The organism is Variovorax ureilyticus (assembly GCF_050632185.1).
Classification (GTDB): Bacteria; Pseudomonadota; Gammaproteobacteria; order Burkholderiales; family Burkholderiaceae_C; genus Variovorax; species Variovorax ureilyticus_A.
The window spans coordinates 3,161,889-3,176,492 of record NZ_CP192579.1 but is presented as its reverse complement, the minus strand read 5'-3'; the positions used below and the strand labels follow the sequence as shown (position 1 = coordinate 3,176,492).

The window sequence follows — 14,604 nt, the reverse complement described above, 5'->3', positions numbered from 1 at the left end:
TCGCGTGGCCGTAAATCGGCGTTTACCTTGAGGGTCAACGCGCATGCGTCGCCGAATTCGGCGCGCGTTTCACCCAGCGGATCGGCTGTTCCTTGACGGGGCGCGGCGGGGCGCCATGGCGCACCAGTGTGGCGTCCAGCGCAGCGCCCGCTTCATCGGCCAGGGCGGCTTCGCGCGCCGCGGCGATCGCATCGGCGCGCGCTCCGGGCGAACCATCGGGCAGGGGCGCGATCGCGAGATGGTCGATGACGTGCAGCAGGTTGTGCTTGCCGCGTTCGTTGGTGCTGCCGTAGCCCTTGATGAGCCGGCCGCACAGCGCGATCTCGTGGCCCAGCCGCCAGTGCGCACGCGTGCCCCGGGCGACGGCGTCGAGCCAGCGGTCGATCAATGCCTGCTCCTGCGCGAAGCGCTGCCCGCGTCGGCGCAACCAGCGCAGCGATGCGAGCAGACGCAGCGATGCCATGCCGAACACCGAATGGCTCCCGACCTTGAGCGGCAGCGCCCAGGGCGTGGACCGTCGCCGATCCCATGCCGTCACGCGATCGGCAAGCGACGGCGGCAGCAGTGCGGCGAACTCGGGAGCACCGGGCTTGAAGTGGTCGTAGACCTTCACGAGGTCGTCCGCGCCGGCCTTGACCTCGTCGCGCACGCGCCGCGAACGGCTTGCGCGGCTCTTGAGTTCGGCGACGCGAACGATGTCGTCGAAGGCCATCCACAGCGCAAGCCAGCGCGCCGTCTCGCGCGTGATGGCGAAGCCCCGGGCGCCGGCCGGATCGGCGGTGCGCTCGGCGGCAAGCACCGCCTGGAGCCGGTCCACGTAGCGCTTCGCGTAGTCCGCATCCTGGTAGTCGAGCACGCGCGCGTGGCCGAGTGCGAGCATGTCGTGCACCGCCGGCGGAAACTGGCTGGCGACCGTCTGCGGCAGCGCGGACGTGGCGGGCGTTTCATCTTTCGATGTCGCGAGCAGGCTGGTGACCATGGCGGCCTGCTGGCGAGGCGCGTGCACGGCATCGAACGCCTTCGCGAAGCCGCGCAGGCTGGCTTCGGCCATCCTGCTGACCTTGTCGTCGTTGCCGCGCACCACCTGTTCGTAGGCTTCGCGCGGGAACGGAAAGAGGCCGCTGCCGGCGATCGCGCCGAGCATCACCGCGCTCACCACGGTGCCGGCCTCGCGCGCGGCGGCGCCCATGTCGAACACGTGATGCTCGCGGCTGAACGCCTTGACGACGCCGAGCAGCCGCTCTGCATCCGCGCGACCGTCACCGAGCTGCATGCGCTCGGCCGTGGTGAGCGTGCGGCTCGATGAGCTGATGACGAGCGTGCGCTGCGGCGTGCTCATGCCGTTGCCGATCTGGCGCGTGGTTTCGAGCAGTTCCGACGACACGATCGCATCTAGCGCGCCGGGTACCGGGCTCAGGCTGAACACCGGCCGCCGCCCGCCGAGCTCGGCCAGCGGCACCGGGAAGACTTCGACGTAGTAGGTGGTCGCGCCGGTGCGCTGCGCGACGCCGGGGATCGAGGTGCTCTGCGCGGCATAGCCGGCGTGCCGCGCGATGTCGACCAGCCATTCGGTCAGGACGCCGCCGCCCTCGCCGCCGAGGGCGCAAATGAGAAGGGTGATAGGTTGCGAGTTCGTCATAGGAAGTACCAGGAATCCCGTGGAACCGGCTTCGCCGGGATTGCCCCCTGCAAGGGGGTGCAGAGCCACACGAAGTGGGCGAGGCTGGGGGTGTGCCATGTTCATGCCGGCTGAAGGGCGCGAACGATCGCGCCTTGCAGGCTGTGCAGCAGCCGTTCATGCCATTTGGGGTTTTGCACCACTTCGGCGCGGTAGAAGCTCGGGCACAGCGTGGCCGCATGCGCGTTCGCGCCGCACAGGCCGCAGCCCACGCAGCCATCGATGACCACCGCCACCGGGTCCACCTTCAGCGGATCGGGGTTGTCCTTGATCGTCAGCGTCGGACAGCCCGACAAGCGGATGCACGCATGGTCGCCGTTGCACACGTCTTCATCGACGCCGTACTTCACGCGCACCACGCGCTCGCCCTTGCGCAGCAGGCTTGCGATCCACGGCTTGATGCGGCGCTGGCGCTCGAGCTGGCATTCGCCCTCCGCGATGATCACCTTCAGGCCGTTGAAGCTGCTGGTGAAGGCCTCGTTGAGCGTCTTGCGCATCTTATCCACGTCGTAGGTGTGGACGGTGCGCATCCATTGCACGCCGAGGCCCTTCAGCGTGGATTCGATCGTCTGGTTCTTGTCGACCAGGCTCTGCTGCTTGTCGACCGCATGCGCCTTCACCTCGTCGTCGGGCGTCGAGATGATGTCCTGCGTGCCGGTAGCCGAGGTGTAGCCGTTCTTGAAGATCATCAGAACCGCATCGTCGCCGTTGAAGAGCGCGCTCTGCACGCCGGTGAGCAGCCCGTTGTGCCAGAAGCCGCCGTCGCCCATGATCGACAGCACGCGCCGCTGCATCATCGGCGACACGCCCGCGCGGCTCGCGAGGCTCATGCCGTAGCCGAGGATCGAATGGCCCATCGAGAAAGGCTCGAAGGTGCCGAAGGCGTGGCAGCCGATGTCGGCGGCGATGTGCACCGGGCCGCTGTCCTGCTGGGCGAGCTTGAGTGCCGAGAACACCGGCCGCTCCGGGCAGCCGATGCAGAAGCTCGGCGGGCGGTTGGGCAGCGGCGTTTCGAGCTTCGCCGCGACGGCCGCGCGGCGGTCGCGGTTGCCGGAGAGCCAGCCTTGCGCGGAATCCTGCGCATGATTCGGAAGATGGCGCTGCACGAAGAGTGCGAGCCCGCCCGCGAGCGCTTCGACGCCGAGTTCGCCCGCCGGCGGCAGCATGTCGCAGCCGTGCAGCGCGGTCTGGATGTCGCGGCGGCGCAGCAGGGTGGCGATTTCCTGCTCGATGTACTCGGGCTGGCCTTCCTCGACCACGAGCACCGCGCGCTTGCCGGCGCAGAAGTCCGCGACCTCCTCGGGCACCAGCGGATAGGTGACGTTGAGCACCAGGAGCGGGATGTCTGTCGCACCGAAGGCATCGGCGAGCCCGAATTGCTGCAGGCTGCGGATGAGCGCGTTGTAGAGCCCGCCTTGCACCACGATGCCGAGATCGGCGTGCCTGCCCGGCATCAGTTCGTTGAGCTTGTGTTCGGCGATGTAGCGCCGCGCGGCGGGCAGCCTTTCCTCGCCCTTGAGCTTTTCGTGGCGGAACGTGACCGGCGGATGTGCGAGCCGCATGTAGTCGAAGCCGGCCGGCTCCTCGATCAGGGCGCGCGTGGAGACCGGCGGCGGCAGGTTGTCCTTGCACTCGAAGCTGCCGCGCACGTGGCAGGTGCGAATGCGAAGTTCCATCATGCAGGGCATGTTGGACGTCTCCGACAGCCGGAAGCCGTGCTCGACCATGTTCACCATCACGCCGAGATCGGGCCGCGGATCGAGCAGGCACATGCTCGACTTGAGCGCGTAGGCATGCGTGCGCTCCTGGATCACCGAGGCGCCTTCGCCGTAGTCCTCGCCGACCACGATCAGAACGCCGCCCTTCACGCCCGGCGATGAAAGATTGGACAGCGCATCGGCCGCCACGTTGGTGCCGACGATCGACTTCCACGTCACGGCGCCGCGCAGCGGGTAGTGGATCGACGCACCGAGCATCGCGGCCGCCGATGCCTCGTTGGAACAGGCCTCGACGTGCACGCCGAGTTCGTCCATGTACGCCTTGGCCTGGACCATGACGTCGAGCAGATGCGAGACCGGCGCACCCTGGTAGCCGCCGACGTAGGCCACGCCCGACTGCAGCAGCCCCTTGGTGATCGCGAGGATGCCCTCGCCGTGAAAGGTGTCGCCACTGCCGAGACGCAGGGCTTCGATTTCCTTGCTGAATGAGACTTCCACTGTTCAAACTCGCTGAAAAAATGCATTTGTTCCTGGTGCCGCTCGAAACACTGGCGCGGCCGAGGCCAAGGCACCCGCGGAACCGGTTTTGCCGGGCCGCTGGGTGCGCCCCTGGAAGGGGGTGTCAGAGCCGCACGAAGTGGGCGAGGCTGGGGGTGAGCCTATTTCCTCGAGATGTAGTAGGCGAGGGTGTCGAGGTCCTCGGGCGGAATGCCGTTCAACGCATCGACCATCGCCATGGTGTAGCCGGGGCGCTTGCCGGAGCGGAATTCGCGCAGCGTCATCTGCAGGTAGTCCTCCTTTTGCTGCGCGATGCGGGCGACCTGCTGCCCGCCGCTGAAGTCGGCGCCGTGGCACATGGCGCACTTGTATTGCTGCGCGAGCACCTGGCCGCGCGTCATGCGCGCGGCATCGGCCGGCGTGGCCGGCGTCGGTGCGGGCACCGGCGGCAGCGTTGCGATGAATTCCGAGAAGCCGCGCATGTCCTGGTCCGTCATCGTCTTGGCGACTGCGCTCATGGCCTCGTTGGAACGGCGGCCTTCGCGGAAGAGAAAGAGCTGCGTGATCGCATAGAACGAATGCTGCCCGGCGAGCACCGGCGTGCCCGGCATCTCGCTGCGGCCGTTGGCACCGTGGCACGCTGCGCACAGCGCCGCGTAGCGCTGTGCGTAGGTCCCTGGGCCGGCCGCGGACTGGGCGCCCGCGGCCGGTGCCACGAGCCACAGGAGCGTGGCCGTCGCTGCGGTGATGGCGTGTCTGGCCGTCCTCCTCATTTGCCGTAGCTGATGCGGTAGATCGCGCCGGCGTGGTCGTCGCTCACCAGCATCGAGCCGTCCTTCAGGATCAGGAAGTCCACCGGCCGGCCGAGGTAGTTGTTGTTCTCGACGAAGCCGGTCATGAAAGGCTCGACCTTGGCGCCGCCCTTGCCGTCGGGCCAGGCGACCGAGATGTCGGCGTACTTGACGGTGCGGTTCCACGGGCCGTGGCGCGCGATGAACATCGCGCCCTGGTACTTCGCCGGGAACATCTTGCCGTTGTAGAACTTCAGGCCCAGCGCGGCGGCGTGCGGGCCGAGCAGCGCGTTCGGCTTCTTGTAGTCGGCGCAACTCTTGCCCCAGCCGAATTCGGGGTCGGGGATGCTGCCCTGGTGGCAGAACGGAAAGCCGAAGTGCTGGTTCGGGCCGGTCACCTCGTTGAGCTCGTCGTTGGGCAGCTCCTCGCTGAGCCAGTCGCGGCCGTTGTCGGTGAACCAGAGGTGGCCGGTCTTCGGATCGAAGTCGAAGCCGACCGTGTTGCGTACACCGGCGGCCACCGTCTCCATGTTGCTGCCGTCGAGGTTCATGCGGTAGATCTTTCCGTACTCGCCCGGGTCGCAGATGTTGCAGGGTGCACCGATCTCGAAATAGAGCTTGTTGTCACGGATGCGCAGGAACTTCCAGCTGTGGTCTCCGCCCCCGGCAGCTTGTCGTAGATCGTGGTCGGCGTGCCGAGGTTGTCGAGCTTGCCGTCGACGTTGTCGTAGCGGTAGATGTGCGTGTTGGTCGCAAGGAAGAGCGAGCCGTTCTGGTACTCGATGCCCGTTGCGAAGGGCATCTTGTCGATGATCACCTTGGCCTCGTGCTTGCCTTTCTCGGGAATCGCATAGACCTTGTTGCCCACGAAGAGGGTGCTGACGAGGATGTGGTCGTTCGGGCCCTGGCGCAGGCCGCGCGCGTCGAGCACGCCCGAGGCCCAGGTCTCGACCTTGAAGCCCGGCGGCAGCTTGAATTTCTTGGTCGGCAACTCGTCGGCCGCGGTCGGGATCGGGAAGGCGGGCACCGGCGCCATGCGCATCGCCGTCTCGGTCTTGGGTCGGCCTTTGGCCCAGCCCGGCTCCTCGGTCGGTTGCTGCTGGGCCCATGCGGCGGTCGCCGCGCAAAGCAGGGCGGCGATCACCGCGTGCTGACGGATCTTTGCCATGTTCTGTCTCCTTCTCTTGGGGTCGGCTCGAGGCCGCCTGCGAGTGTGCGGGGACCGGCGCAGACCTTCAATAAAATGATCGAGCTAAGCAATATGAATGGCATGCATATCGATGCGATCGACCTGAACCTCCTGCGACTTTTCGACGCCATCTATCGCGCGCGCAGCGTGAGCAAGGCGGCCGAGTCGCTCGGCCTCACCCAGCCGGCGGCCAGCCATGGGCTCGGGCGGCTGCGCCTGCTGCTCAAGGACGCGCTCTTCATCCGCGCCCCCGGCGGCGTCGCGCCGACCCCGCGCGCCGAGCGCCTCGCGCGCGCGGTGCAGTCGGCGCTGGCCACGCTCGAGGATGCGCTCAACGAGCCCGACCGCTTCGAGCCCGGCGCGTCGCGCAAGACATTCCGCATTCACATGAGCGACATCGGCGAGGGCCGCTTCCTGCCCGCGCTCATGGCGCGGCTGGGCGAACTCGCCCCGGGCGTCCGGCTGGAGACGCGGCCGCTCCTGCCCGACGAGATCGCGCCCGCGCTCGACAGCGGCCACGTCGACTTCGCCTTCGGCTTCCTGCCCAAGGTGCGCGACACCCAGCGCGTCACGCTGCTGAAGGACCGCTACATCGTGCTGCTGCGCAAGGGGCATCCCTTCGCGCGGGCGCGGCGCACCGGGCAGGCCATGCTCGAGACGCTGCGCAAGCTCGAATACGTGACGGTGCGCACGCATGCCGAGACCATCCGCATCCTTCACCTGCTGAACCTCGAAGACCGCGTGCGGCTGACCACCGAGCACTTCATGGTGCTGCCGGCCATCGTGCGGGCGACCGATCTTGCCGTGGTGATGCCCCGCAACATCGCCCGCGGCTTTGCGGAGGAGGGCGGCTACGCGATCGTCGAGCCGGCCTTTCCGCTGCGCGATTTCACGGTCGCGCTGCACTGGAGCAAGCGCTTCGAGGCCGATCCCGCGAACCGGTGGCTGCGCGAAGTGATCAAGGCGCTCTTCATCGAGCGGTGAAGTTGCCGACTGGAGCACTTGGAGCGGCCGGGATGGCCGCGAGAAGCGCCCAAGTCTTCGTCACACTTCAATGCAGCACCTTCCGCGCCGCGTGAATCGCCTCTCCTACCGTCTGGATGCGCCGGCCCATCTCCGCATTGATCACCTCCATCAAGGCCGTCAATTCGCTGGGCTCGATCCAAAACTCCTCGACGTTGCGCGCATTGAGAGGCGCTAGAAAATTCTGTACGCAATCGTAGGCGCGATGCGCCCAGCGCAAGTTGTTGAACTCGTCCTCGACGAGCAACGCGGCCGCGCTGGCTGCCTTCTTCCTTGCTGACTTCTTGGTCTCCGCGCTTGTTGTCGCCTCGCCATTGACGACGACTTTGCGCTTGATGGATTTCGACTTGGCGGATGGACTCGCCACCGTGCGAACGGTCTTAGCCATTTTGGGGTCTCCCTGACTGCGGTTTGCTGAAACCGCCGCCCGCTGATGGAAGGGGGCGGCGGCTCGAACGGGTTGGAAGACCGGAGAAAATTCTTACGAAAAAACCGGCAGGGCTTGCGCCCTCCCGCCCGAGCCGCCAAAACTGGAGCACGAGCGGCGAGAAGCCGCAGGCCCAAAGGCAACTGCGGCTTCCGCCGTAATAATTTTCTTGACGGGCTTCCAAACCCGATCGCGTCCTTTTTCGACGCGACTCGCGCAGTATGCCAGCGCCTTGGCGTGCGGCACGCGATCCGGGAACTTCCTTCAATGGCCGGCTCGGCTGACGACCAAAATAATTCTAGTATCATGGAAGAATGGAAGAACAGGACGTCGTCCGCTCACTCGCGGCACTTGCGCAAGCCGCCCGCCTGCAGGTGTTCCGCGCCCTGGTCATTGCCGGACCGCGCGGCATGACCCCCAGTGTGATGGCGGAGGGCCTGGGCACGCCGGCCAACACGCTGTCGTTCCACCTCAAGGAACTGCTGAACGCGGGCTTGGTCACGCAGGAGCGGCAAGGTCGAAATCTCATCTACCGCGCCTCGTTCGACCGAATGAATGCCCTGCTCGGGTACCTCACGGAAAACTGCTGCCAAGGTGCCGCGTGCGAGGTCGAGGCAATGGGCGACGCCTGCAAGTGCTGACTTTCAACAGGGAGCCCATGACAGCCGCTGGCACTTCCGCTGGCCGACATGAGCGGGACCGGCCTTCAGGCAGCGCTCACCCGAATCTCGAAGAACTAACGATCGATGGCCAGTTCCACTCTCACGGCTTCCTCGCAGCCCCAGCCCGCCATGAGCTTTTTCGAGCGCTACCTGACGGTGTGGGTTGGCCTTTGCATCGTCGTTGGCATCGCCGTGGGCCAACTGCTTCCTGGTGTCTTTCAGGCGGTGGGCCGCCTCGAGGTGGCCAAGGTGAACGTTCCTGTCGGGGTGCTCATCTGGGTCATGATCATTCCGATGCTGCTGAAGATTGACTTCGGCGCGCTCGGCCAGGTGACCTCGCACTGGCGAGGCATCGGCGTCACCCTGTTCGTGAATTGGGCGGTCAAGCCGTTTTCCATGGCTTTGCTCGGGTGGATTTTCATCCGGCATGTGTTTGCCCCATTTCTTCCCGCCGACCAGCTCGACAGCTATGTCGCAGGCCTCATTCTTCTCGCTGCGGCACCGTGTACGGCCATGGTGTTCGTATGGAGTCAGCTCTGCAAGGGAGACCCGTACTTCACGCTCTCCCAGGTCGCATTGAACGACGCCATCATGGTGGTGGCCTTTGCTCCCGTCGTGGCACTGCTACTCGGCCTTTCCTCCATTGCCGTGCCATGGGACACGCTGCTGGTTTCCGTCGGGCTCTACATCGTGGTGCCGGTCATCATCGCCCAGGTCTGGCGCAAGACGCTCCTTCGCCGTGGCGCCGGGCATTTCCAGGCCGTCGTCGCGAAGCTTGGGCCGCTTTCCATTGCCGCGCTGCTGCTGACCCTTGTCCTGCTCTTCGCCTTCCAGGGCGAAGCCATTCTCGAGCAGCCGCTCGTGATTGCGCTGTTGGCCGTGCCCATCCTCATTCAAGTCGTCCTGAACGCGGGATTGGCGTACTGGCTGAACCGGAGGATGGGCGTCGCGCATTGCGTCGCCGGTCCCTCCGCACTGATCGGCGCCAGCAACTTCTTTGAACTCGCGGTGGCAACGGCCATCAGCCTGTTCGGCTTTCAGTCGGGCGCGGCCCTGGCAACCGTCGTCGGTGTCCTCATCGAGGTGCCGGTGATGCTGGCGGTGGTCGGAGTCGTCAACCGTTCAGTCGGCTGGTACGAGCGCGGCCAGGGCAAGAGCACTTCATGACCATCAAGATTTACCACAACCCCGCATGCGGCACGTCGCGCAACGTGCTCGCAATCATCCGCCACGCCGGCCTGGAGCCGACGGTCATCGAGTACCTCAAGACGCCGCCTTCGAAGGATGAACTCAAGCAGCTGGTTGCAGCCATGGGCATCACCGTGCGCGAGCTGCTGCGTGAGAAGGGCACACCTTACGCCGAACTCGGCCTGGCCGACCCCACGTTTTCGGACGACCGGCTTCTTGACTTCATCGGCCAGCACCCGATCCTCATGAACCGGCCGGTCGTGGAGACACCGCTCGGAACGAAGCTCTGCAGGCCTTCCGAGGAAGTTTTCGAGCTGCTGCCAGTTGGCAAGCTGCCCCCGTTCACGAAGGAAGACGGTGAAGTCATTGTCGATTCGGGGGCTCGTCGTGCTTGACTCGAACCCCGCGTTCCCCGCGCTGAACCTGGAGTTCTTCGAAGCACCCACTCAGGAAAAGCTGGCTGTTCGGGCGCCGTCGCGCCACCCGCCTCGCTTCTTGATGCTCTACGGTTCCCTGCGCGAGCGGTCGTACAGCAAGCTGGCGACTCTCGAAGCAGCACGTCTGCTGCAGGCCATGGGCGGTGAGGTGAAGGTCTTCGACCCTTCTGCCCTTCCGCTGCCGGATGGAGCACCGGAAACGCATCCCAAGGTGCAGGAGCTGCGTGCGCTGGCTGCCTGGTCCGAGGGCATGGTGTGGTGCTCCCCTGAGCGTCATGGCGCGATGACCGGCATCATGAAGGCCCAGATCGACTGGATTCCGCTGAACGCCGGAGCGGTTCGGCCCACGCAGGGCAAGACATTGGCCGTCATGCAAGTCTCCGGGGGCAGCCAGTCGTTCAATGCGGTCAACCAAATGCGAGTGCTTGGACGATGGATGAGGATGGTCACCATCCCCAACCAGTCCTCGGTCGCCAAGGCCTTCAATGAGTTCGATGAGGCCGGTCGTATGAAGCCATCCGCGTACTACGACCGTATCGTGGATGTCATGGAGGAGCTTTTCAAGTTCACGCTGCTCACCCGCGACCTCAGTCCATACCTGGTGGACCGATACAGCGAGCGTAAGGAGAGCGCGGAAGAGTTATCCAGGCGCGTCAATCAAAAATCCATCTGAGTCGAGTCCCATGCCTGGCCCCGGCGGCTTCTGGCCGCATTCTTCCTTCCGGGGGCCGGCGTTCAGCCTTCTGCCCTGAGCCGCTTTCGCATGCGCGCCGAACGCCCGAGGCCGTGGGATCCGGGCCCGGGCGCCTGCACCGCGCTGGCCCGCAGCGGCCTCCGATCCGAGGGTTTTCCCGAGAGTCGCATACCAGCGCCCACATAGCCCATATGGGCATGCCCATATGCATCGGGGGCACTAAAGGAATAACTTCCAGTTGGCCCGATTCTTGATCGCCCCACGAGCATGAGCATGACAACCAGTACCCAACCCATCCAGTTCTTCCACCGTGGCCGGATCGTCGACGTCAGCGGCGTCCACCCGACCCGTTCGGTGCTCGACTGGCTGCGCGAGGATGCCCGCTGCACCGGCACCAAGGAAGGCTGCAACGAGGGCGACTGCGGGGCGTGCACCGTGGTGATCGGCGAACTGGCCGATCCGGGCGAGAAGGGCGCCATCGGCGGGCTGCGGCTGTCGACGGTCAACGCCTGCATCCAGTTCCTGCCGACGCTGCACGGCAAGGCGCTCTTCACGGTCGAGGACCTCAAGGCCCAGTGCAGCCACGGCCACGACGCGCAGCAGCACGACAAGCATCCGGTGCAGCGTCTCCACCCGGTCCAGCAGGCGATGGTCGACTGCCACGGCTCGCAGTGCGGCTTCTGCACGCCGGGCTTCGTGATGTCGCTCTGGTCGACCTACGAGCACCACCAGCAGGACCAGACCCGCCCGACGCGCCAGCAGCTGGCGGACGACCTCTCGGGCAACCTGTGTCGCTGCACCGGCTACCGGCCGATCCTGGATGCCGGCCAGCGGATGTTCGACCTGCCGGCGGTGCGCCTCGATACGAAGCCGGTGGTGGACGCCCTGACCGCGCTGAAGCACGACAGCACCTTCGACTACGCCGCGCCGCTCGGTCAGCGGCTGGACCATTTCCACGCGCCCACCACGCTCGCCGAACTGGCCGCGCTGCGCGAAGCCAAGCCGGCGGCGCAGCTGCTGGCCGGCTCGACCGATGTCGGCCTGTGGGTCAACAAGCAGTTCCGCGACCTCGGCGACATCATTTACATCGGCGACGTGGCGGCGCTGAAGGCGATCGAGGAACGCGCGGATGAGCTGTACCTGGGCGCCGGCGCTTCGCTCGAGTCCGCCTTCGCGGCACTCACGCGGCGCGTTCCGAGCCTGACCGACGTGTGGCTGCGCTTCGCCTCGCCGCCGATCCGCAACGCGGGCACCATTGGCGGCAATGTCGCCAACGGATCGCCGATCGGCGACTCGCCGCCGGTGCTGATGGCGCTCGATGCCGAGATCGAGCTGCGCCGCGGCAGCCACGTGCGCCGCATGCCGCTGCCCGACTTCTATGTCGATTACATGAGGAACCGCCTGGAGCCGGGCGAGTTCGTGCAGGGCCTGGCGGTTCCCAAGGCCGCGCTGGCGCGGCAGGTGCGGGCCTACAAGATCAGCAAGCGCTTCGACTGCGACATCTCCGCCCTGTGCGGCGGCTTCGCGATCGAACTCGACGGCGATGTGGTCAAGGAAGTGCGCCTCGCCTTCGGCGGCATGGCCGCGGTCGTCAGGCGCGCCGCGAACGCCGAGGCCGCGCTCGTCGCCAAGCCGTGGACGCAGGCGACGGTGAACGCCGCCAAGCTGGCGCTCGCCAAGGATTTCACGCCGCTGACCGACATGCGCGCGAGTGCTGACTACCGCCTGCAGGTGGCGCAGAACCTGCTGCAGCGCCTGTGGCTGGAAACCCGCACCACCGACCCGCTGCCAGTGGAGGCCACCAGCGTGTGGAGCGTCATGCCGCACGCCGTCGCCGTGGAAGGAGTCTGAAATGAACAAGCCGATCGATCCGAAGCTCTTCAAGTCGGCCGAGGCCTTTGCCGACTACGTCTCGAACACCGCCGCGCGCATCGACGTGAACGCGGAAGCCAAGGCGCATGGTGACGGCGCCCGTGTGGGCATCAGCCGCCCGCACGAGTCGGCCGCGCTGCATGTCGCCGGCGAAGCGACCTACATCGACGACATTCCGGAACTCGCGGGCACGCTGCATTGCGCGCTGGGCCTGTCGCCGGTGGCCAATGGCCGGCTCAAGGGCATGAACCTCGATGCGATCCGTGCGATGCCGGGCGTGGTCGCGGTGCTGACCGCGGCGGACATCCCGGGCAGCAACGACTGCGGCTCGATCGTCCACGACGACCCGATCCTGTGCAGCGGCGACATCCGCTACGTGGGCCAGCCGGTCTTCGCCGTGATCGGGGAGACCCGTGACGCGGCACGCCGCGCGGCCGCGCGCGCGAAGGAGGCGCTCGACATCGAAGCCGAGCCGCCGGTGCTCACGCCGCAGGAAGCGCACGCGAAGGCGCAGTACGTGGTGCCGCCGATGCATCTGGTGCGCGCCACCGACGAAGGCGGCGCCAAGGCCGCGATCGCGAAGGCGCCGCGCCGGCTCAAGGCGCAGCTCGACGTGGGCGGGCAGGAGCAGTTCTACCTGGAAGGCCAGATCAGCTACGCCATCCCGAAGGAAGGCGGCGCGATGCATGTGTGTTGCTCGACGCAGCATCCGAGCGAGATGCAGCACCTGGTCGCGCATGCGCTGCACCTGCATGCCAACGAGGTCCACGTCGAATGCCGGCGCATGGGCGGCGGCTTCGGCGGCAAGGAATCGCAATCCGCGCTCTTCGCCTGCGTGGCGTCGGTGGCGGCGAACAAGCTCAAGCGGCCGGTCAAGTTGCGGCTGGACCGCGACGACGACTTCATGATCACGGGCCGCCGGCACTGCTTCTGGTACGAGTACGAGGTCGGCTACGACGACGACGGGCGCGTCCTCGGCGCCGAGATCACGATGGTCTCGCGCGCCGGCCACTCGGCCGATCTTTCGGGCCCGGTGATGACCCGCGCGCTGTGCCACTTCGACAACGCCTACTGGCTGCCGAACGTGGAGATGCACGGTTTCTCGGGCAAGACCAACACCCAGAGCAACACCGCGTTCCGCGGTTTCGGCGGCCCGCAGGGCGCGATCGCCATGGAGAACATTCTCGACAGCGTGGCCCGCGCGCTGGGCCGCGATCCGCTGGATGTGCGGCGCATCAACTTCTACGGCAAGACCGGGAACAACGTGACGCCCTACGGCCAGACGGTGGTCGACAACGTCATCCACGAACTGGTGGCCGACCTGGAAGCCAGCAGCGACTACCGGGTACGCCGGGAGGAGATCGCGGAATTCAACGCGAAGAGCCCGGTGCTCAAGCGCGGCATCGCGCTCGCGCCGCTGAAGTTCGGCATCTCGTTCAACGTCAAGCATTTCAACCAGGCCGGTGCGCTGGTCCATATCTACAACGACGGTTCGATCCTGGTGAACCACGGCGGCACCGAAATGGGGCAGGGCCTGAACACCAAGGTGGCGCAGGTGGTGGCGCACGAGCTGGGCGTGAGCTTCGAGTGCGTGAGGGTCACGGCGACCGACACGACGAAAGTCGCCAATACCTCGGCCACCGCAGCCTCCACGGGCGCCGACCTGAACGGCAAGGCCGCGCAGGACGCCGCGCGCCAGATCCGCGAGCGTCTGGCCGCCTGTGCTGCGGCGCGTCACGGCGGCGATGCGTCGGCGGTGCGCTTCGCCAACGACAAGGTCGAGGTCAACGGCCGCACGCTGCCTTTCTCGACGCTGGTCGGCGAGGCGTACCTGGACCGCGTGCAACTGTGGTCCGACGGCTTCTACGCCACCCCCGGCCTGAGCTGGGACAAGGACACGATGCAGGGCCGCCCCTTCTTCTACTACGCGTACGGCGCCGCCGTGAGCGAAGTGGTCGTCGACACGCTCACCGGCGAATGGAAGCTGCTGCGCGCCGACATCCTGCACGACGCCGGCAAGTCGTTGAATCCGGCAGTGGACATCGGACAGGTCGAAGGCGCCTTCATCCAGGGCATGGGCTGGCTCACGACCGAGGAACTGGTGTGGCATCCGAAGACCGGCCTGCTCACCACCCACGCGCCGAGCACCTACAAGATCCCGACGGCCAACGACTGCCCGCCGGTGCTCAACGTGCGCCTCTACGAAGGCCAGAACTTCGAGGACTCGATCCACCGCAGCAAGGCGGTGGGCGAGCCGCCGCTCTTGCTGCCGTTCTCGGTGTTCTTCGCGATCCGCGATGCGGTCTCGTCGGTGGGCGACCACCAGGTCGATCCGCCGCTGCGCGCGCCGGCGACCAGCGAGTCGATCCTGCGGGCCATTACCGCGGTGCAGAACGCGGCCGCCTGAGGGCGCTTCATGTAGCGGCG

General features: G+C 66.5%; 13 protein-coding genes. 7 read left to right on the top strand and 6 right to left on the bottom strand.

Translation table 11 applies throughout. The features are described 5' to 3' along the window. Nucleotides 1–34: 34 nt before the first annotated feature. The 5 genes from ACQ858_RS15670 to ACQ858_RS15650 form a co-directional block, all read right to left on the bottom strand. Entirely contained in the window at nt 35–1,639 is a 1,605-nt protein-coding gene (locus ACQ858_RS15670) for an indolepyruvate oxidoreductase subunit beta family protein (protein WP_431273605.1), read from the bottom strand. Between the two features lie 101 nt (nt 1,640–1,740). Next, nucleotides 1,741–3,894: a thiamine pyrophosphate-dependent enzyme gene (locus tag ACQ858_RS15665; RefSeq protein WP_431273604.1), complete on the bottom strand. Its 2,154-nt coding sequence runs from the start codon at nt 3,892–3,894 to the stop codon at nt 1,741–1,743. Between the two features lie 161 nt (nt 3,895–4,055). After that, nucleotides 4,056–4,667: a c-type cytochrome gene (locus ACQ858_RS15660; protein ID WP_431273603.1), complete on the bottom strand. Its 612-nt coding sequence runs from the start codon at nt 4,665–4,667 to the stop codon at nt 4,056–4,058. Beyond that, nucleotides 4,664–5,236 carry a PQQ-dependent sugar dehydrogenase gene (locus ACQ858_RS15655; RefSeq protein WP_431273602.1) on the bottom strand — a complete coding sequence of 191 codons (573 nt, stop codon included), beginning with the start codon at nt 5,234–5,236 and terminating at the stop codon, nt 4,664–4,666. The genes ACQ858_RS15660 and ACQ858_RS15655 overlap by 4 nt, the downstream gene beginning before the upstream one ends. After that, nucleotides 5,233–5,853 carry a hypothetical protein gene (locus tag ACQ858_RS15650; protein WP_431273601.1) on the bottom strand — a complete coding sequence of 207 codons (621 nt, stop codon included), beginning with the start codon at nt 5,851–5,853 and terminating at the stop codon, nt 5,233–5,235. The genes ACQ858_RS15655 and ACQ858_RS15650 overlap by 4 nt, the downstream gene beginning before the upstream one ends. 93 nt (nt 5,854–5,946) lie before the next feature. Here ACQ858_RS15650 and ACQ858_RS15645 point away from each other — a divergent pair, with 93 nt between their 5' ends. Continuing rightward, on the top strand, nt 5,947–6,858 hold the full coding sequence (locus ACQ858_RS15645; RefSeq protein WP_431273600.1) for a LysR family transcriptional regulator: 912 nt from the start codon (nt 5,947–5,949) through the stop codon (nt 6,856–6,858). A gap of 67 nt (nt 6,859–6,925) precedes the next feature. Here ACQ858_RS15645 and ACQ858_RS15640 read toward each other — a convergent pair whose 3' ends face one another. After that, nucleotides 6,926–7,285, bottom strand: coding sequence for a hypothetical protein (locus tag ACQ858_RS15640; RefSeq protein WP_431273599.1), 360 nt, complete (start codon nt 7,283–7,285; stop codon nt 6,926–6,928). Nucleotides 7,286–7,638: 353 nt separating this feature from the next. On the opposite strand from ACQ858_RS15640, the gene ACQ858_RS15635 reads away from it, so the two are divergent. From ACQ858_RS15635 to xdhB, 6 genes are all read left to right on the top strand, one after another. Beyond that, the gene (locus ACQ858_RS15635; RefSeq protein WP_431273598.1) at nt 7,639–7,965 is read left to right on the top strand and encodes an ArsR/SmtB family transcription factor; all 327 of its coding nucleotides are present in this window, start codon (nt 7,639–7,641) and stop codon (nt 7,963–7,965) included. Between the two features lie 105 nt (nt 7,966–8,070). Continuing rightward, a complete protein-coding gene (gene arsB, locus ACQ858_RS15630) occupies nt 8,071–9,153 on the top strand; it encodes an ACR3 family arsenite efflux transporter (protein WP_431273597.1) in 1,083 nt (360 codons plus the stop codon). Beyond that, on the top strand, nt 9,150–9,569 hold the full coding sequence (arsC, locus tag ACQ858_RS15625) for an arsenate reductase (glutaredoxin) (RefSeq protein WP_431273596.1): 420 nt from the start codon (nt 9,150–9,152) through the stop codon (nt 9,567–9,569). The genes arsB and arsC overlap by 4 nt, the downstream gene beginning before the upstream one ends. 22 nt (nt 9,570–9,591) lie before the next feature. Continuing rightward, entirely contained in the window at nt 9,592–10,284 is a 693-nt protein-coding gene (arsH, locus tag ACQ858_RS15620) for an arsenical resistance protein ArsH (RefSeq protein WP_431276875.1), read from the top strand. Nucleotides 10,285–10,572: 288 nt separating this feature from the next. Next, on the top strand, nt 10,573–12,156 hold the full coding sequence (gene xdhA / locus ACQ858_RS15615; protein ID WP_431273595.1) for a xanthine dehydrogenase small subunit: 1,584 nt from the start codon (nt 10,573–10,575) through the stop codon (nt 12,154–12,156). Between the two features lies 1 nt (nt 12,157). After that, entirely contained in the window at nt 12,158–14,584 is a 2,427-nt protein-coding gene (gene xdhB, locus ACQ858_RS15610; RefSeq protein ID WP_431273594.1) for a xanthine dehydrogenase molybdopterin binding subunit, read from the top strand. Nucleotides 14,585–14,604 lie beyond the last annotated feature (20 nt).